Source organism: Burkholderia sola (genome assembly GCF_905400185.1).
GTDB lineage: Bacteria > Pseudomonadota > Gammaproteobacteria > Burkholderiales > Burkholderiaceae > Burkholderia > Burkholderia sola.
In genome coordinates this window covers 1,355,728-1,372,898 of the sequence record NZ_FR989676.1, presented here as the reverse complement: position 1 = coordinate 1,372,898, position 17,171 = coordinate 1,355,728, and the positions used below count along the sequence as shown (strand labels likewise).

General features: G+C 66.6%; 15 protein-coding genes and 1 pseudogene. 9 read left to right on the top strand and 7 right to left on the bottom strand.

Annotated features, from left to right (window positions below; translation table 11 throughout):
* Positions 1-633: 633 nt before the first annotated feature.
* Genes betI through betA form a run of 3 tightly spaced genes read left to right on the top strand, consistent with a single transcriptional unit; the run spans position 634 to position 4,437 of the window.
* Positions 634-1,218 (top strand): transcriptional regulator BetI, encoded by a 585-nt coding sequence (betI, locus tag KR541_RS22670; protein ID WP_050012282.1) that lies wholly within the window; start codon positions 634-636, stop codon positions 1,216-1,218.
* A gap of 32 nt (positions 1,219-1,250) precedes the next feature.
* On the top strand, positions 1,251-2,720 hold the full coding sequence (gene betB, locus KR541_RS22665; RefSeq protein WP_050012281.1) for a betaine-aldehyde dehydrogenase: 1,470 nt from the start codon (positions 1,251-1,253) through the stop codon (positions 2,718-2,720).
* Positions 2,721-2,736: 16 nt separating this feature from the next.
* A complete protein-coding gene (betA, locus tag KR541_RS22660) occupies positions 2,737-4,437 on the top strand; it encodes a choline dehydrogenase (protein WP_050012280.1) in 1,701 nt (566 codons plus the stop codon).
* Positions 4,438-4,511: 74 nt separating this feature from the next.
* Here betA and KR541_RS22655 read toward each other — a convergent pair whose 3' ends face one another.
* The 6 genes from KR541_RS22655 to KR541_RS22630 form a co-directional block, all read right to left on the bottom strand.
* Positions 4,512-5,615, bottom strand: coding sequence for a hypothetical protein (locus KR541_RS22655; RefSeq protein WP_050012279.1), 1,104 nt, complete (start codon positions 5,613-5,615; stop codon positions 4,512-4,514).
* A gap of 240 nt (positions 5,616-5,855) precedes the next feature.
* Positions 5,856-6,359, bottom strand: a complete 504-nt coding sequence (locus tag KR541_RS22650; RefSeq protein ID WP_050012278.1) for a hypothetical protein — start codon at positions 6,357-6,359, stop codon at positions 5,856-5,858.
* A 121-nt stretch (positions 6,360-6,480) separates the two neighbouring features.
* The gene (locus KR541_RS22645) at positions 6,481-7,305 is read right to left on the bottom strand and encodes an OmpW/AlkL family protein (protein WP_050012277.1); all 825 of its coding nucleotides are present in this window, start codon (positions 7,303-7,305) and stop codon (positions 6,481-6,483) included.
* A 73-nt stretch (positions 7,306-7,378) separates the two neighbouring features.
* Positions 7,379-8,632: a DUF2957 domain-containing protein gene (locus tag KR541_RS22640; protein ID WP_216089800.1), complete on the bottom strand. Its 1,254-nt coding sequence runs from the start codon at positions 8,630-8,632 to the stop codon at positions 7,379-7,381.
* Positions 8,633-8,703: 71 nt separating this feature from the next.
* Positions 8,704-10,308: a DUF2957 domain-containing protein gene (locus tag KR541_RS22635; protein ID WP_204384440.1), complete on the bottom strand. Its 1,605-nt coding sequence runs from the start codon at positions 10,306-10,308 to the stop codon at positions 8,704-8,706.
* A gap of 639 nt (positions 10,309-10,947) precedes the next feature.
* Complete coding sequence (locus KR541_RS22630) at positions 10,948-11,244, bottom strand: cupin domain-containing protein (RefSeq protein ID WP_050012274.1); 297 nt, start codon at positions 11,242-11,244, stop codon at positions 10,948-10,950.
* Positions 11,245-11,668: 424 nt separating this feature from the next.
* Here KR541_RS22630 and KR541_RS22625 point away from each other — a divergent pair, with 424 nt between their 5' ends.
* The 3 genes from KR541_RS22625 to KR541_RS22615 all read left to right on the top strand — a co-directional run bounded on the left by KR541_RS22625 (position 11,669) and on the right by KR541_RS22615 (position 14,964).
* Positions 11,669-12,613, top strand: a complete 945-nt coding sequence (locus KR541_RS22625) for an ABC transporter ATP-binding protein (protein WP_050012273.1) — start codon at positions 11,669-11,671, stop codon at positions 12,611-12,613.
* Positions 12,614-12,616: 3 nt separating this feature from the next.
* Positions 12,617-13,378: an ABC transporter permease gene (locus KR541_RS22620; RefSeq protein ID WP_050012272.1), complete on the top strand. Its 762-nt coding sequence runs from the start codon at positions 12,617-12,619 to the stop codon at positions 13,376-13,378.
* 161 nt (positions 13,379-13,539) lie between these two features.
* Positions 13,540-14,964, top strand: a complete 1,425-nt coding sequence (locus tag KR541_RS22615) for an MFS transporter (protein ID WP_124631572.1) — start codon at positions 13,540-13,542, stop codon at positions 14,962-14,964.
* Positions 14,965-15,155: 191 nt separating this feature from the next.
* Here the strand turns inward: KR541_RS22615 and KR541_RS22610 are convergent, their stop codons facing one another.
* Positions 15,156-15,386 carry a hypothetical protein gene (locus KR541_RS22610; protein ID WP_050012270.1) on the bottom strand — a complete coding sequence of 77 codons (231 nt, stop codon included), beginning with the start codon at positions 15,384-15,386 and terminating at the stop codon, positions 15,156-15,158.
* A gap of 215 nt (positions 15,387-15,601) precedes the next feature.
* Here KR541_RS22610 and KR541_RS22605 point away from each other — a divergent pair, with 215 nt between their 5' ends.
* The 3 genes and pseudogenes from KR541_RS22605 to KR541_RS36760 all read left to right on the top strand — a co-directional run.
* Positions 15,602-16,033 (top strand): YciI family protein, encoded by a 432-nt coding sequence (locus tag KR541_RS22605; protein ID WP_089489645.1) that lies wholly within the window; start codon positions 15,602-15,604, stop codon positions 16,031-16,033.
* A 111-nt stretch (positions 16,034-16,144) separates the two neighbouring features.
* Complete coding sequence (locus tag KR541_RS22600; protein WP_089489646.1) at positions 16,145-16,951, top strand: DinB family protein; 807 nt, start codon at positions 16,145-16,147, stop codon at positions 16,949-16,951.
* Positions 16,948-17,058, top strand: a pseudogene (locus KR541_RS36760) (alpha/beta fold hydrolase); the annotation flags it as partial. The gene KR541_RS22600 and the pseudogene KR541_RS36760, both read left to right, overlap by 4 nt.
* Positions 17,059-17,171: the final 113 nt, after the last annotated feature.

Genomic DNA, 17,171 nt, shown 5'->3' with positions numbered 1-17,171 from the left:
GGACGCGCCGATTGCCGACGCACCGCGGCAATTGCCGGCGGCGCCATTCATTCCTCGTGGTGCGGCGCCATACTAATACGGTCGATATTGCTCACTCAAGTCATTCCAAAAATCCCTCTACTCGGCCCGGAAATCCGCCAGATTCAAATTTATTTGTCGATTTCTATGGTATGCAGAATCTCAAAAAAGACGATGGCAATCGTTTGCGAGCAATCCTCCTCAGCGTTAAAAAAACCATACTTATTCATTAATATCAATGAGTTATGAAGTTTAAATCGGCGGATTAAAACGGTTTCCGCAAAACCACCCACCTTCACCATCCGATTTTACGATTTCATATCGTGAATAATTTTTCAGATTTCGACATTCTTTCCATTTGTAATGAAATCGAGCATGGAAACGGTCCTCCGAATTGCATCATGTTTTCACGAATCGTTTTAAACAGATTCAAACTTAATTAACCTTCTTTCAACTCGTTTTTCCGCACCTGCACACGGCTCCGGCGGCGGCGATCCTTCCCGTTTGGAACGCAGCCCGCCGTTCGGCCCCGATTTTTTGTTGATTGAACGATCAATAAAAAACCGCTAAGCTCTCGACTTCCATGGACGGCCCGCCCGGGCGAAGGGAGTCGCGATGCCAAAAGTCGGAATGCGGGAGATACGCCGCGCGCAGTTGATCGACGCCACGCTGCGCTCGATCGACGAAGCGGGCCTGCCCGGCACGACGCTCGCATCGGTCGCGCAACGCGCGAACATCTCGACGGGCATCGTCAGCCATTACTTCGGCGACAAGGACGGCCTGCTCGAAGCGACGATGCGGCACGTACTGCGCGACCTGTGGTCGGCCACCACGCGCCGCCGCGTCGCCGCACGAAAAGACCCGCGTTCGCGGTTGCGCGCGGTCGTCGCCGCGAACTTCGACGTCACGCAGGTGAGCGCGCCCGTGATGAAGACGTGGCTCGCGTTCTGGTCGCAGAGCATGCACGACCCGATGCTCAAGCGCCTGCAGCACGTGAACACGCGGCGCCTGCATTCGAACCTGTGCGCCGAATTCGCGAAGGCGTTGCCGCTCGCGAAGGCGCGCGAAGCCGCCAGCGGCCTCGCCGCGCTGATCGACGGCCTGTGGCTGCGCGGCGCACTCGCCGGCGGCCCGATCGACACCCGAGCTGCTTTGAAGCTCGCCCACGATTACATCGACCTGCTGCTCGCGTCCGACTGACGCGCGACGCAGTCGCCCTCAAGGAGATCCTCATGTCCGTATACGGTTTGCAGCGCCTCTACATCGGCGGCGGTTACGTCGATGCCACCAGCGGCAAGACTTTCGACACCTTCGATCCCGCCACCGGCGAACTGCTTGCGCAGGTGCAGCAGGCGAGCGCGGCCGACGTCGACCGCGCCGTTGCGTCCGCGCAGGAAGGCCAGCGCGAATGGGCCGCGATGACCGCGATGCAGCGCTCGCGCATCCTGCGCCGCGCGGTCGACCTGCTGCGCGAGCGCAACGACGAACTCGCAGCGATCGAAACGCGCGACACCGGCAAGCCGATCGGCGAGACGCTCGCGGTCGACATCGTCACCGGCGCGGACGTGATCGAGTACTACGCGGGCCTCGCGACTGCGATCGAAGGGCTGCAGGTGCCGCTGCGTGCCGAGTCGTTCGTCTACACGCGCCGCGAGCCGCTCGGCGTGTGCGCGGGCATCGGCGCGTGGAACTACCCGATCCAGATCGCGTGCTGGAAGACCGCGCCCGCGCTCGCGGCCGGCAACGCGATGGTGTTCAAGCCGAGCGAAGTCACGCCGCTGACCGCGCTCAAGCTCGCGGAAATCTATACGGAAGCCGGCGTGCCGGCCGGCGTGTTCAACGTCGTGCAGGGCGACGGCTCGGTCGGCGCGCTGCTCACCGGCCATCCGGACATCGCGAAGGTGTCGTTCACCGGCGGCGTCGAAACCGGCAAGAAGGTGATGTCGCTCGCCGGCGCATCGTCGCTGAAGGAAGTGACGATGGAACTCGGCGGCAAGTCGCCGCTGATCGTGTTCGACGATGCGGATCTCGATCGCGCGGCCGACATCGCGGTCACCGCCAACTTCTTCAGCTCGGGCCAGGTCTGCACGAACGGCACGCGCGTGTTCGTGCACCGCTCGATCAAGGACATGTTCACGCAGAAGGTGCTCGAACGCGTGAAGCGCATCCGCGTCGGCAAGCCGACCGATGCCGACACCAACTTCGGCCCGCTCGTCTCCGCCGCGCAACTCGACAAGGTGCTCGGCTTCATCGAGAGCGGCAAGGCCGAAGGCGCGAAGCTGCTCGCGGGCGGCACGCGCCTGACCGACGGCCACTTCGCGAACGGTCAGTACGTCGCGCCGACCGTGTTCGGCGATTGCCGCGACGACATGAAGATCGTGCGCGAGGAAATCTTCGGGCCGGTGATGAGCATCCTCGATTTCGAATCGGAGGACGAAGTGATCGCGCGTGCGAACGACACGCACTACGGGCTCGCGGCCGGCGTCGTGACCGAGAACCTGTCGCGCGCGCACCGCACGATCCATCGCCTCGAAGCCGGCATCTGCTGGATCAACACGTGGGGCGAATCGCCGGCCGAAATGCCGGTTGGCGGATACAAGCAATCCGGTGTCGGGCGCGAGAACGGCATCACGACGCTCGAGCACTACACTCGAATCAAGTCGGTGCAGGTCGAGCTCGGCCGCTACAACCCGGTGTTCTAAGACAAGGAGATCCGTCATGACGACACGCGAATACGATTACATCATCTGCGGCGCGGGTTCCGCGGGCAACGTGCTCGCAACGCGCCTGACGGAAGATCCGGACGTCACGGTGCTGCTGCTCGAAGCGGGCGGTCCCGACTACCGCTTCGACTTCCGCACGCAGATGCCGGCCGCCCTCGCCTATCCGCTGCAGGGCCGCCGCTACAACTGGGCGTACGAAACCGATCCCGAGCCGCACATGGACAACCGCCGGATGGAGTGCGGGCGCGGCAAGGGGCTCGGCGGCTCGTCGCTGATCAACGGGATGTGCTACATCCGCGGCAACGCGCTCGACTACGACAACTGGTCGACGCACAAGGGCCTCGAGAACTGGACGTATCTCGACTGCCTGCCGTACTTCAAGAAAGCCGAGACGCGCGACGTCGGCCCGAACGACTATCACGGCGGCAGCGGCCCCGTGTCGGTCACGACCAGCAAGCCGGGCGCGAACCCGCTGTTCGAGGCGATGGTCGACGCGGGCGTGCAGGCCGGCTATCCGCGCACCGACGACCTGAACGGCTATCAGCAGGAAGGCTTCGGCCCGATGGATCGCACCGTCACGCCGAAGGGCCGCCGTGCGAGCACCGCGCGCGGCTATCTGGATCAGGCGAAGGTGCGGCCGAACCTCGAGATCGTCACGCACGCGCTCGCCGATCGCATCCTGTTCGACGGCAAGCGCGCGTCGGGCGTCACGTACCTGCGCGGCAGCGAGCGCGCGACCGCGCATGCGCGCCGCGAAGTGCTCGTGTGCAGCGGCGCGATCGCGTCGCCGCAACTGCTGCAGCGCTCGGGCGTCGGCCCCGGCGCATGGCTGAAGGCACTCGACATTCCGGTCGTGCTAGACCTGCCCGGCGTCGGCCAGAACCTGCAGGACCACCTGGAGATGTACATCCAGTACGAGTGCAAGGAGCCGGTGTCGCTGTACCCGGCGCTCAAGTGGTGGAACCAGCCGAAGATCGGCCTCGAATGGATGCTGAACGGCACGGGCCTCGGCGCGAGCAACCACTTCGAAGCGGGCGGCTTCATCCGCACGCGCGACGACGACCTGTGGCCGAACATCCAGTATCACTTCCTGCCGGTGGCGATCAACTACAACGGCTCGAACGCGATCGAGATGCACGGCTTCCAGGCGCACGTCGGCTCGATGCGCTCGCCGAGCCGCGGCCGCGTGAAGCTGCGCTCGCGCGACCCGAACGACCATCCGAGCATCCTGTTCAACTACATGGCCGAAGCGCTCGACTGGCGCGAGTTCCGCGATGCGATCCGCGCGACGCGCGAGATCATGCGGCAGCCGGCGCTCGACCGCTATCGCGGCCGCGAGCTGAATCCGGGCGCCGATTGCAAGAGCGACAAGGAACTCGACGCGTTCGTGCGCGCCCGCGCGGAAACCGCGTTCCATCCGTCGTGCTCGTGCAAGATGGGTTACGACGACATGGCGGTGGTCGACGAGGAAGGCCGCGTGCACGGGCTCGACGGGCTGCGTGTCGTCGATGCGTCGATCATGCCGATCATCACGACCGGCAACCTGAACGCGCCGACGATCATGATCGCCGAGAAGATCGCCGACAAGATCCGCGGCCGCACGCCGCTCGCGCGTGTCGACGTGCCGTACTTCGTCGCGAACGGCGCACCGGCGCGCAACGTCGCGAAGGCCGTGCGGCAGCCCGAGACGGTCTGACGAAGGCGGCCGCCCGCACCGGGCGCCGCGATACCACTCCTGCGGCTCGCGGCGTTCTCGCCGCGAGCCGCGTTTCATTGGGCCGGCTCGTTTGCGCTGCGCGGCCGGGCGGCCGACACGCTCCGCGTCCGCATCCGCTTGGCGCGGACGATCGGGTTCCAGCGCGACGTCAGGCTCATCGCGTCACGCAGGCGCTCGAACGCGGCATCCTCCGTCGGCCCGAAGCGGCTGACCGCCGGCCACGCGAGCACGTGGTCGACACACGTCTGCCAGATGTCGCCATGAAACCTGCGGCCGATTTCCCGCACCGTATCCGGTGCGGCGATCGCGATGCCCGCCAACAGGTAATAGGCCCAGAAGCTGCCCGCACCGACGAGCCGATCGAGCCGACACACGGCGAGCGCGGCAAGCAGCCCGTCCGTCGATGCGAGATCGGCGCGATGCGCGCGGATCGCGCGCGCGACGAGATTGTGCTGACCGCCGTACGCCTGAACGGAAACGCCGTGGCCAGCCGCAAGCTCCGCGGAGAACGTCGCGAGCGCAGCCATCTCGTCGATACGCGCGGCGTCGTCGCGCGGGCCACAGGCGCGCAGCACGATCGCGTCGATCACGGCGCCGGGACGGGCCGGCGTTTCCGTGTCCGTTGTCGCGACCGCCGTCGGATTTTCTCTCAGGTTCTTCGCAGGCGGCGTCTCGCGCGGCCCGTCGTGTTCGTTCGCGATGCATGCGCCCGCGTCGTCGCCGCTGCGTTCGACGCCGCCGGCAATCCGTTCGAGCGCGGCCCAGCCGAGTTCGGGATCATCGAATGCGCACGCATCGATCACGCCGTGCGCGGTGTCGAATACGGCACGCGAGCCCGGACAGCAACGTTCGGCTTGCGCGAGTTGCTGCGCGGAAGGCACGTGCGAGCATGCGCCGGGCGAATCGGCCGGATCGCACGCGCAACCGCTGCCGTCCGTCGCGATCCACGGGACCAGCCGGTGAAGCACGGCCCTCGCTTCGCGGGACAGGCTCGCGCCAGCGCCCACATGTATCGCGTGCGACGGGACGACAACCGGGTCGCCGGCGCAAGCCGCCCCGTCGAGATGTTCGATCAGGTACTGCAGCCACGCGGCCGTGCGCAGCCGGTCGGGCGTCGCGCCGCGGGCGTCGCCATACTTTGCTGGATCGGTAAGCATGGGTCGTCCGGGATGGTTCTGGCTAATTGACCTGGTTTTGTTTCAATCGAATCGGGCGGCGCAGTACGCGACGCCGCCCTGCCACGCCGCCCGTGCCGGATCGCGACACGGGCGGTCAACCGGCCGCCGCGCCGATACGCGCGACGGCTCGACCCCGTCGAAGCATCGAAGCCGCGAAAACCCGCCGCGCTTGCCGCACGGCCCTCGCGCGCGGCGGGTTCCGCTTCGATCGCGCGACGCTTACTGCACGTGGAACTTCGGCGACGTCAGCACCGTGCCGCCCACCGTGCAGTCCGGCGTCAGCGTCGCGTTGTTGAACGTCAGCGACGAGTTCGCATCGCTCCACGCCGTCACGACCTTGCTTGGCCCGCACGCGCCGAGCAGCGTAACGTTCACCTTCACGTTGTTGATCGACAGCTGCGTCGTGCTGTCGGCCTGCCCGGTCCACGGCGACGTGCTGCTCGCGCTGCCGCTGATCAGCGAGCACGTCGCGCCGCCCGTGAACGTCGTCGACGTGATGTTGACGATGCCGGTCGACGTGATCGTGCCGTTGAAGGTCGCGGTACAGGCCGCCGTGATCGACCCCTTGCTCAGGTTCGTGAGACCCGATGCGGAGAACGGCTCGCCGTTCGGGTTCATCGGCTGACCGTCCGCGCGCGAAACGGTGACCGCGAAAGCAGGCGCGGCCGAAACCGCGGTGAAAGCCACTGCAGCAACAAGCGATACGATTTTGCGAATGCTCATTTGAACTGCCCCCTCTCTTCACAAATGGCGGCACGCCGCCAGGAACGCGATCTTCCGGCCGGAACCCTCCGGCCAGCCGGTCGCAGGAAGCCGCCGGCACGCGTCATGCGCGCCGGTCGGCTCAGAACTTGTAGGAAATCCCGACGAACGTGATCAACGGGTCGGCCTTCAGTCGCGTGCGCGTGGTCGCGAGCGTCGAACCGTCGGCCGCCTTGATCACCAGCGACGAGTAGGTCTTCAGCGGCATGTACGTCAGCGTCGCCGTGAGCCCCCAGTGCTTGTCGATCGCATAGCTCGCGCCGACGTTGTAGACCGGCGTGAACGACGACGACGCCTTGCCCTCGACCGACGTCGCGCCCGGCTTGCCGGCGCCCGCCGCGAGCACGCTGCCGAGGTTCTCGTTGATGTCCTTCGCGAAGTTGCCGTTCAGTTCGATGTTGCTGAACCAGCTGTAGGCCACGCCGATCCCGACGAACGGACGGAACTTCGCCGTCGGCGAATTGAAGTAGTACTGCAGAATGACCGTCGGGCTCCACTGCCGCGCGTTCTTCACGGCCGGCTGGTTCGCCGACTTGTCCATGTCGACGTTGCCGAGCGCGCCGGCCGGGCCGGGCGGCCTGATCACGCCGTGTCCGGTCAGCGTGAATTCCGGCGGCACGCCGAGCACCGACGTCACCGCGATGTGATCGGTGAAGAAGTGCGTGAGCGTGAGGCCGACCGTGTCGGCGTTGTTGACCGTCAGGCTCGTGCCCGGCGACGTGAACGAACCGGGCAGGCGCAGCGGCCCGTTGATCGGCATGCTTGCAAGATTCGTCGTCAGCCCGTTGGTCGAATCCTGCGGCATGATGTGCAGCCAGCCCAGCGTCGCGACGTTGTCGCCCGCCTGCTGGGCCGATGCGAGCGTCGACACGCCTGCGACGACACCCGCGACAATCAGCTTCTTCATGAAGTCTCCCCCTCATTCTGTCGGGACGCCGCGCATTCGCGCGCGGCGCCGCCGTGTCTCCATCCACACGCGGTCACTGCACGAACGCGCCGACCGTGAAGTACGGATTGCTCGTATCGGCCATGTCGAGGAACCCGAACACGCCGCCGGTGAACACGAACTTGCCGGTCGCCGGCCCCGACGCCGCGTCCGCGTGCACGGTCGTCACGACGCCCGGCACTGTCTGCGTGTAGTCGAGGTTCAGCGCGCGCGTGAGCGCGGCCTGCGACGCATTGAACGGATCGAGCAGCGTGGCCTGCGCGCCGACGAGCGCGGTCGCGCGGTAGTTGAACGCGCTGTCGACGCCCGTGTACTCGCCGTTCTGCGAGCCCTGGGAGACCGCCGTCTGCGGGCTCAGGAACGAGATGCCCGATTCGTCGTCCGCGCTCGGCGCCCCTTGCGTGAGGTCCGCATTCGCGGCGCCGGTGCGGATGAAGATCGGCACGAGCTGGTTGCGCAGCTTGCCGACGATCAGGATCCCCTTGCCGGCCTTCGCCGGATCGAGCGCCGCGAGCGTCCGCGGAATCTGCGGCTGGTAATTGAGCGACTGGAATGCCGGCGCATCCGGGCGCAGCGTGAACGGCTGGTTCACGGTCGCGCTCGACGCCAGCGGCTGCCCGCCGTTCTTCTTGCCGAAGTTGTCGGTTTCCGTATAGCTGCCGTCCGCGTTGATCGTCACCTTCTGGTCGAGCGCCACCGGCTGGAAGTTCTGCGACGGCACCTGGTGATAGCCGAGCTGGTTGTACGTGCCGGCAATCTTCGTCAGGTCGGTTTCGAGCGACGAGAAGCTGATGAACGGGTAGTACGGGAACGTCGTCTTCGGGATCTTGCCGACGCCGATCACGCCGTCGAACTGGATCGTCGCGCCGGGGATCGCGCCGCCCAGCACGCCTTCGCCGAGAAACAGCCGCGCGGGCCGGCTCGGGTCGAGGCTCGCGTTCTGCATCCGGAACGTGCACTGGTTCAGCTTCACCGTGGGCAGCCCCGTTTCGTCGGCCAGCGTGCCGTCGACCACGTTCGCGGGCGCGGTGTCGCGCGTCGGCTGCACGGTGCCCGCGGTGGTCGGCACCGGCGACGCGAGGTAGGTCATCCGGTACGTCATCTTCGTCGTGTCGAGCTGCACCTTCACGAGCTCGCCCGACCCGGAGCCTCCGACGAACACCGTGTTGTAGTCGATCGTCTGCGGGCACAGCCGGACCACCGGCGCGGGCGGCGGGTCGCCGTCGCCGCCGCATGCGGCCAGCACGGGTGCGACCGATGCCGCGGCCATCCAATGCTTAAAATTCATAGGAATCCTCTTGAAATTCGATTCACCGGCGGCAGCGCATGCGCCGCCGGTGTGACGTGTTCGATGCCGGGTTACTGGACGAACGCGCCGACCGTGAAGAACGGGTTGACCTGGCTGTTGTTGACGACCATCGCGTAGACATTCCCGGCCGTCACGATCCACCCCGTATCGCCCTTCTTGAAGATCGCCACGTTGCCGGCCGCGCCCTTCGCGTTGAAGTCGCTGTTGGCCGTGACCTTGACCTTGCCGGGCGATGCCTGCGTGTAGTCGAGCCCGAACTGCGCGGTCGGCGACGACGTTTGCGGATCGATGAACGCCGCGGTATTGCCCTGGAACAGCGTCGACGTGTAGTTCGCCGCGATGGTCGACACGGCGGTGCCGTCGCTGCAGTTGCCGGCAGACGGCGTGAAGTAATTGAAAGTCGTGTTGAACGCGCCGGGCAGGTCCGGATGCGGAACGAACGGATTGAAGCTCGGCCCCTGGCCTGCCGCGCTGCCCGACGGCCCGTTGTTGGTCACCACGCCGCATGCGGATGCGCTCGTCGCCCCGATGAACCCGCCCTTCAGCACGTTGCGCGCGACGGCTTTGGCGGGCGCGAGCATCGAGATGCCGACCTCCGCATCGGCCACCGAGCCCAGCGGATTGCCCGGCGCGGCATACGCATACCCGACGCGGATCACGACCGGCACCAGCGCACCGTTCAGCTTGCCGACGATCATCACGCCGTGCGCCTGGCTCGGCACGAGGATCACGAGCGGCTGCCCCTGGCCTGCCGACGGATAGGCCTGCCCCGACTGCGCGTTGCTGACGAACACGTTGTCAGGCGTACCGTCCGCATTCTTGCGCAAGGTCCACGGCGAACCGGTCGTCTGACACGAGTAGTCGCTGCCTTGCGTGATCGTGCAGGAGCCGTCCGCATTGAGCGTCTGGTTCCAGTTCACGACGTCCGGCTGCCAGCCTTGCGGCGTGGTGGTCTGATAGGTGGTGCCGGTCGGCGACAGATGAATGCCGACTTCGTTGTACACGCCGGCCACCTTCGTGAAGTCCGTTTCGGTGTCGGTAAAGCCGATGAACGGATAGAAGTCGAACGTGCGCGACGGCACCGAGCCGAGGAAGAAGCCCGGCGCGAGTTCGATGCCCTGGAACGCGATCGTCGCGCCCGGAATGCCGCCGCCGACCACGCCGTTGCCGACGAACAGCATCGGCGGATCGGCGCGATTGATCGTCACCGAATATGCGCCGTCGCTCGTCGCGCCGCTGTCGAGCACGAACGCGCAACGATTCTGCTCGGCCGTCGGGAGGTTGGTCGGATGATGGAACGCGCCGCTGATCGTCAGGCCCGCGCGCGTGTCGTTGATCTGCCCTGCCGAGGTCGGCACCGACGAGTCGATGAATTGCATCTGGTAAGTCAGCTTCGTCGTGTCGAACTTCACCTTCACGTATTCGCCGCTGCCGGCGCCGCCCGTATACGTCGTCGTGTAATCGAGCGCGTCCGGACACAGCTTCGTCACGACGGGCGGCGTCGTTTCGGCGCCGCTCGGCCCGCATGCGCTGCCCGAGCACTGCGGCACGGTGATCGGCCCCGGATCGTCGCCGCCGCCGCAACCGGCGACGAACGGCAGCACCAGCACCGCGCACGACAGGATCGCCTTCCGCCATTCAGGAATGCAAATCATCAACCCCTCCTTTTCAGGTACGACAAGTCTCGTCCGGCCGGGCTGCATGGCCTGCCGGTTGGTATCGCGCCGCCGCACGAATGCGCGGCGCATGACGCTGCACGCGGGACCGCCGCGAACCGGTCGGGCATAGGCGGCACACGCGGCGGCGGACAAACGCGCTCCCGCGGCGCCGTCATGCGGCACGGCGCCGTCGGAACGATCGAAACGGAAAGTGGCTTGCCTCTACGGCTCGCCGCTACGGCCTGCCGCTACACGGCGAGGTGACGGCGCAGGCATGCGACCTGCGTCGCGCCTGCATTCAGCGAAAAATCGGGAAGCGGCAGTCCCGCCGGCCCGGCGGATAGGCGTCTCATGATGTTGGTCTCCATACGTACGCTTGATTCGTTTTCGTGATGCGTCGTGTGTCGAGACTATGATCGGACCATTCCCGCAAGTAAATGGATGCAGAGTTCCAAACGACGGACGCCGCGCGATCCTAGCGTTTATACGGTATTTAACAGATTTTCAAACGGCCTTCATTTTATTTGCTCAGACAAATAAACGCCGCATGGAACACGCGTTTGAACGGCCCTGCGAATCCGCGCCGGGCCAAGCCGGCCGGCCTTCCGCGGCCAGCACGCATGCTGCGGCGCACCCTCACACGTCGATGATCGCGAGCGTGCCGTGACTGCCGGGCAGCACCGCGTGGCGCGTGCCGGCGCGCGCGAGATACATCTGCCCGGCGCCGACCACGACCGTTTCCGCTTCGACCTCGAGCATCAACGTGCCGTCGAGCACCAGCAGCCCCTCGTTGTAGTCGTGCACTTCCGCTTCGTAAGGCTGGGCATCCATGCGCAGCACCTTGATCCGGGCCGGACCCACTTCGCCGACGATCGTGGATTGCCATGCGCAGGCCTGCGCGTTTGCCACGGATTTCAAATCGATCAAAGACATGCGCGCCGCTCCGTATCGCCGGGAAAGGAACGCATTATCGCGAGCGCCACGCGTGTCGTCCCGGTACGGCGCGAGGGCCGGCGGGCGGCACAGTCGGCCAGCCGGCCGGGTGGCCACGCGAGCGCGGGCCGATTGACGGAAAACGACCGGAATTGTTCGCGCCACTCGAATAAAACACCGAATCATTGAGCAATATCACCGCAATCCACCCAAATTCGGCACCGGCACGACCCGGCCTTTCCATCAGAATGCATTTCGATCTGCCGATTGCTAATATGGCGGTCCCGCGATCCCGCACTACCCTGCCGTTCGACATGACGCCCGTTCGCCATGCCGTCCCCGGTCCCGGCCGCTTCGCAGCGGCGGCGGCGCCGGGCACGCGCGGCGCCCGCCGTCGCGCCGGCCGGCCGTGCCATCCGTGAGCATGCAACCGATCCTTTCCGTCTCCGACCTCTCCAAGACTTACGCGTCCGGCTTCCAGGCGCTGAAGCACGTGACCCTCGACATCCGCCCCGGCGAGATCTTCGCGCTGCTCGGGCCGAACGGCGCCGGCAAGACGACGCTGATCGGCTCGATCTGCGGCATCGTCACGCCGACCGAAGGCCGCGTGACGGTCGGCGGCCACGACATCCGCGATCAATACCGCGCGGCCCGCGAAATGATCGGCCTCGTGCCGCAGGAGCTGACCACCGACGCGTTCGAATCCGTCTGGGCCACCGTGTCGTTCAGCCGCGGCCTGTTCGGCAAGGCGCCCGATCCCGCGTACATCGAGAAGACGCTGAAGGCGCTGTCGCTGTGGGACAAGCGCGACAACAAGCTGATGACGCTGTCGGGTGGCATGAAGCGCCGCGTGATGATCGCGAAGGCGCTGTCGCACGAGCCGCGCATCCTGTTCCTCGACGAACCGACGGCCGGCGTCGACGTCGAGCTGCGCCGCGACATGTGGAAGCTCGTCGATTCGCTGCGCGAAAGCGGCGTGACGATCCTGCTGACCACGCACTACATCGAGGAAGCGGAGGAAATGGCCGACCGGATCGGCATCATCCTCGGCGGCGAGCTCGTGCTCGTCGAGGAAAAGCGCGAACTGATGCGCAAGCTCGGCAAGAAACAGCTCACCGTGCAGCTCGAGCAGCCGCTCGCGGACGTGCCGCCCGCGCTCGCGCCGTTCGGGCTCGAACGCGCGGAAGACGGCGCCGCGCTCGTCTATACGTACGACTCGCAGCGCGACGACGCGAGCATCGCGAAGCTGATCAACGCGCTCGGCTCGGCCGGCATCGGCTTTCGCGACCTGCACACGACGCAGAGCTCGCTCGAGGACATTTTCGTCAGCCTGATCGACAACCGCCGCAACGGCGTGCAAGGAGCCTGACGTATGAACTGGCATGGAATCCGCGCGATCTACCGCGCAGAAATGGCTCGCACGCGCCGCACGCTGATGCAGAGCATCATCGCGCCGGTGATCTCGACGTCGCTGTATTTCGTCGTGTTCGGCTCCGCGATCGGCTCACGCATCAGCGACGTGAACGGCATCGGCTACGGGTCGTTCATCGTGCCGGGCCTCGTGATGCTGTCGCTGCTGTCGCAGAGCATCTCGAATGCGTCGTTCGGCATCTACTTCCCGCGCTTCACCGGCACGATCTACGAGATCCTGTCCGCGCCCGTGTCGTATTGGGAGATCGTGATCGCGTACGTCGGCGCGGCCGCGTCGAAGTCGATCCTGCTCGGCGTGATCATCCTCGCCACGGCCGGCCTGTTCGTGCCGCTGCACATTCTGCATCCGGTCTGGATGGTGCTGTTCCTGGTGCTGACGGCTGTCACGTTCAGCCTGTTCGGCTTCGTGATCGGCATCTGGGCCGACAGCTTCGAGAAGCTGCAGCTCGTGCCGCTGCTGATCATCACGCCGCTCACGTTCCTCGGCGGCAGCTTCTACTCGGTCGACATGCTGCCGCCCGCATGGCGCGTCGTCACACTGTTCAATCCGATCGTCTACCTGATCAGCGGCTTTCGCTGGTCGTTCTACGGGATCGCCGACGTGCACGTGTGGATCAGCCTCGCCGCGACCGCGCTGTTCCTCGTGATCCTGCTCGCGATCGTCGCGTGGATGTTCCGCACCGGCTACAAACTGAAGAATTGACGCCGGCGAGCGTCGCGCGCGCCGCCCGACGATGACGCATTTGGGCAAGCAGGCGGCGCTTTTCCTCCGATGCGGCAGTTTGTGGTCGCGTCTACTGAATACGAAGCATCGGGGCCGTCGAGCATGCGCTGCGCGGCCCCTTTTTCATTTCAGAGGACGCCATGCCCACCGCCACCGCTCCCGCCTCCGCCGCCGCCCGGCTCGAACGCCTGCCGTTCTCCGGCTATCACAAGCGCATCTTCTTCATCATCGCGATCGCGTTCTTCTTCGACTCGGTCGATCTCGGCACGATGACGTTCGTGCTCGGCTCGATCCGCAAGGAGTTCGGGCTGTCGACGGCCGCCGCCGGCCTCGTCGCGAGCGCGAGCTTCTTCGGGATGGTGCTTGGCGCGGCCGTGGCCGGCCTGCTCGCCGACCGCTTCGGCCGCCGGCCCGTGTTCCAGTGGAGCATGGTGCTGTGGGGCGCCGCGTCGTACCTGTGCTCGACCGCGCAGAGCGTCGACGCGCTGATCGTCTACCGCGTGCTGCTCGGCATCGGGATGGGGATGGAGTTTCCGGTCGCGCAGACGCTGCTGTCCGAATTCGTGCCGACCGAGAAGCGCGGCCGCCTGATCGCGCTGATGGACGGCTTCTGGCCGCTCGGCTTCATCACGGCCGGCATCGTCGCGTATTTCGTGCTGCCGCAATTCGGCTGGCGGACCGTGTTCGCGCTGCTCGCGATTCCGGCCGTGTTCGTGCTGGTCGTGCGCCGCATCGTGCCGGAATCGCCGCGCTGGCTCGAACATGCGGGCCGGCACGCGCAAGCCGACACGGTGATGCAGACGATCGAGGCGAAGGTGATGCGCTCTGCCGGCGTCACGACGCTGCCGCCGCCGTCGCGGCTCGCCGAGCCGGCCGCCGCGCGCGGCCACGGCGCGCTGCGCGAGATCTGGAGCGGCGTGTACCGCCGCCGCACGGTGATGGTGTGGCTGCTGTGGTTCTTCGCGCTGCTCGGCTTCTACGGCCTCACGTCGTGGCTCGGCGCGCTGCTGCAGCAGGCCGGCTTCGAAGTCACGAAATCGGTGTTCTACACGGTGCTGATCTCGCTCGGCGGCGTGCCGGGCTTCCTGTGCGCCGCGTGGCTCGTCGAGCGTTGGGGCCGCAAGCCGACCTGCATCGCGTCGCTGATCGGCGGCGGCGCGATGGCGTACGCGTACGGCCAGAGCGCGCTGTACGGCGGCAGCACGACGCTGCTGATCGTCACGGGCCTCGCGATGCAGTTCTTCCTGTTCGGGATGTGGGCGGCGCTGTACACGTACACGCCCGAGCTGTACGGCACCGGCGCCCGCGCGACGGGTTCGGGCTTCGCGTCGGCGATCGGCCGGATCGGCTCGCTGATCGGGCCTTACGTGGTCGGCGTGGTGTTGCCGGTGTTCGGCCAGGGCGGCGTGTTCACGCTTGGCGCGCTGTCGTTCATCGCGGCGGCCATCGCCGTGTGGACGCTCGGGATCGAGACGAAGGGGCTCGCGCTGGAGCAACTGGCGGCAGGCGACGACGCGGGCGGCAGCGGCCGGTATCCGGCACCGGCGGCGGACGAGGCGTCCTGATCGCCGGGTGGGTTTTCAGGCCGTTTCGAGCCGAATCCAGGTGCTCCTCGATCTCGACCTCATCCTGCCGATGCACGGCGCGGCGATCGCGCATGACATTCCGCGCGTGCTCGCCGCGCGATCGTCCAGTGCGAGGCCGCCGCCGCGTAAGCCGCGGCGGCGGTCATCCGGCACGCGTACAGCGGCGCCCGTCAGGCGTCGGCGACGACGAACTCTTCGGCCGCCTTGCGCTGGACCGCGGCCATCACGGCCAACTCGCGCTTGCTGCGCGTGTCGCCGGACACGACGCCCGTCGCGTGCTTCGCCTTCGCGCCCAGCGGGAAAAAGACGAACGACGCGCCGGCCGGGGCCGCCGGCTCCGCGCGCAGGCGTTTGTTCAGGATTTTCAGATACTTCTTCTTCGAGACTTCCTTAGCAGCCATGGCGCCCTCCGCGTACACGTGATGCGGACCAGCATACCAGTTTTGCCGATGCGCTCCGTGACAGCGGCCGCGCGGCGCACCGACTCCATCGCGCGTGAAAATTTCTCGCCCGCGATGTCGATTCGCGTCGCCGTCGCGCGTCGTGTTGTCGTAACCGATCGTTTTGCCGTCGCACCGTCGGCAAGCGCCCTGTTCCCTTTCAAGGAGAGACGACAATGCGCGTCATGGTCATCGTCAAAGCCACCGCCGATTCCGAATCCGGTCGGCTGCCCGACACCGACATGCTGGCCGCGATGGGCCAGTTCAACGAGGCACTCGTGAAAGCCGGCATCCTGCTCGCCGCCGACGGGTTGCACCCGAGCAGCCGCGGCAAGCGCGTGCACTTTTCCGGCAAGAACCGCACGGTCGTCGACGGCCCGTTCTCCGAAACGAAGGAGCTCGTCGCCGGCTACTGGCTGTGGCAGGTGAAATCGATGGAGGAAGCCGTCGAATGGGTGAAGCGCTGCCCGAACCCGATGCCCGGCGACTCGGACATCGAGATCCGCCCGCTGTACGAACTCGAGGAATTCGGCGACGCGTTTACGCCCGAGCTTCAGGAGCAGGAAGCGCGCATCGTCGCGGAAATGGACGCGCGGCAGAAGCGCTGAGCGGGGCAAGCGGGCGGTGTGGGCGCAGCCCGCCTGTACCCAAATGAGCCGGTTGACGAAGCCCCGGTCATTAACGTATCGTTTTGACACGTTACTGACCGGGGCTTCGTCATGCATTCCCGTTTCGACCGTTTCCGCTTGACCGCGCTCGGCGCCCAGCTCGAAGCGCTGATCGAACAGCCCGAGCGCTATCTCGAGTTCGCGGCGCTGTCGCGCGTCGGCGTCGCCGCGATCGGCGCGATCCAGGACGAGATCGCGCACAAATTCCCCGAAATCGAAGCCGACACGACGGCCCGCCAATTCTGCGGCGCGATGGTCGCCGACGTCATGCGCCGCCACGGCCACGAGGTCGTGCAGGCGCGCGGGCGGCTCGGCGGTGCGCTGTTCAGCTATGGCGCGGTGTTCAGCGCATCCCCGCACCGGCTGCCGTTCGCCGACATCGTCGCCGCGCTGGCGCGCATGCCGGCCCGGCTCGCCGCTTACGCCGCGCACGTACCGGCCGCGCTGGCCACGCGCCGCCCGGCCGGCACCGGCTTCTCGCTGGTCGAACATGCGTGCCACCTGCGCGATCTCGATGCGGTGTTCGCCGCGCGCATCGACGCCGTGCGCACGGCCGAGCTTCCCGCGATCGAATCCGTCGACGGCACCGCGCTCGCCGCGCAACGCGACTATCTCGCGCAGCCGCTCGATCTCGCCGTCGCGGCATTCGGCAGTGGCCGCGCCGCGCTGTGCGCCACCGCGGCCGCGCTGGAGCCAGCGCAACTCCAACGGTGCGGGCTGCGCGACGGCATCCGCCGCATGTCGCTCGACGAACTCGTGCGCGAACTGCTCGATCACGACCGCACGCACGTGCTCGAACTCGACGAACTGCTCGCGGAACTCGAATTGCCGCCCCTGCCTGCAGCGGCGGCCGCATGATCGCGCCCGCGCCCGTCGTCTCCATTCACGGTTTCATCGGCACGTTCGACGTGCACGGCTGGCACGGCCCGCCTCTTTGCCCCGACCTGCTCGGCTACGGCGCGCATCCTATGCAAACCGTCCGCCTGACAACCCGTAGGGTTCGCCGAAATATGGTTGAAAGGCGCGATTGCTAAAGTCGTCGCAACAGGGTTTTCCCGGCCTCCCGCCCCGGACTGGA

Bases quoted from the DNA above. Each gene is read 5' to 3' on its own strand.
- KR541_RS22605 (WP_089489645.1), top strand. From the start codon at position 15,602: ATGCGCGTCATGGTCATCGTCAAAGCCACCGCCGATTCCGAATCCGGT.
- KR541_RS22620 (WP_050012272.1), top strand. From the start codon at position 12,617: ATGAACTGGCATGGAATCCGCGCGATCTACCGCGCAGAAATGGCTCGC.
- betA (WP_050012280.1), top strand. From the start codon at position 2,737: ATGACGACACGCGAATACGATTACATCATCTGCGGCGCGGGTTCCGCG.
- KR541_RS22600 (WP_089489646.1), top strand. From the start codon at position 16,145: ATGCATTCCCGTTTCGACCGTTTCCGCTTGACCGCGCTCGGCGCCCAG.
- KR541_RS22655 (WP_050012279.1), bottom strand. From the start codon at position 5,615: ATGCTTACCGATCCAGCAAAGTATGGCGACGCCCGCGGCGCGACGCCC.
- KR541_RS22645 (WP_050012277.1), bottom strand. From the start codon at position 7,305: ATGAAGAAGCTGATTGTCGCGGGTGTCGTCGCAGGCGTGTCGACGCTC.
- KR541_RS22625 (WP_050012273.1), top strand. From the start codon at position 11,669: ATGCAACCGATCCTTTCCGTCTCCGACCTCTCCAAGACTTACGCGTCC.
- KR541_RS22615 (WP_124631572.1), top strand. From the start codon at position 13,540: ATGCCCACCGCCACCGCTCCCGCCTCCGCCGCCGCCCGGCTCGAACGC.
- KR541_RS22650 (WP_050012278.1), bottom strand. From the start codon at position 6,359: ATGAGCATTCGCAAAATCGTATCGCTTGTTGCTGCAGTGGCTTTCACC.
- KR541_RS22610 (WP_050012270.1), bottom strand. From the start codon at position 15,386: ATGGCTGCTAAGGAAGTCTCGAAGAAGAAGTATCTGAAAATCCTGAAC.
- betB (WP_050012281.1), top strand. From the start codon at position 1,251: ATGTCCGTATACGGTTTGCAGCGCCTCTACATCGGCGGCGGTTACGTC.
- KR541_RS22635 (WP_204384440.1), bottom strand. From the start codon at position 10,308: ATGATTTGCATTCCTGAATGGCGGAAGGCGATCCTGTCGTGCGCGGTG.
- betI (WP_050012282.1), top strand. From the start codon at position 634: ATGCCAAAAGTCGGAATGCGGGAGATACGCCGCGCGCAGTTGATCGAC.
- KR541_RS22630 (WP_050012274.1), bottom strand. From the start codon at position 11,244: ATGTCTTTGATCGATTTGAAATCCGTGGCAAACGCGCAGGCCTGCGCA.
- KR541_RS22640 (WP_216089800.1), bottom strand. From the start codon at position 8,632: ATGAATTTTAAGCATTGGATGGCCGCGGCATCGGTCGCACCCGTGCTG.